This window comes from Bradyrhizobium sp. CFUWI, assembly GCF_056429085.1.
The window spans coordinates 1-456 of sequence record NZ_JBWJZE010000186.1; the positions used below are offsets into that span (position 1 = coordinate 1).

The following is a 456-nucleotide window of genomic DNA, read 5'->3' on the forward strand; positions in this document are numbered from 1 at the left end:
GTCCCAAGCCTGCAGGGCTTTTTTCATTCCCGCCCGGGTACTTCCGGTGCGTGCGTCCGCACCTTGAACGCGCAGCGTCTCGTGGGCCGAGCGGCTCGCAGCCGGAGCACCCCGTCGTCGTAAGCTGCGTTGTATCCGGCCGCGTCGCGCAGCGTCTTCTCCGCCATCTCCGCCGCGGCGGCCTGCAGCTTCGCCTGCCACTTGCCGCGGCGCGCGTAGTCGATCAGTTCGTCCGCGATGGCCGAGCCCTGGCGGCCGGCGCTGCGCAGCTGGCCCCAGGCGACCAGCCGGCCCATGGTGGCGACGACGCCGCGGATGCCGGCGATGGTGCGGGTCGGGCGGTTGCGCCCGGGCAAAGGTTTCCATGAAATCCAGCACCGCGGCGCGCTGGGCGTCGGATGCGGGCAGGGCCTTGCCCCCGTCGGTGCGCAGCGTGCGCTTGCGGCCCTTCTTCAC

1 protein-coding gene is annotated in these 456 nt (G+C 72.1%); it reads right to left on the reverse strand.

Annotated elements, in window-relative coordinates:
• Positions 1-23: 23 nt before the first annotated feature.
• Complete coding sequence (locus tag AC066S_RS39340; RefSeq protein WP_478271987.1) at positions 24-356, reverse strand: hypothetical protein; 333 nt, start codon at positions 354-356, stop codon at positions 24-26.
• Between the last annotated feature and the right edge of the window lie 100 nt (positions 357-456).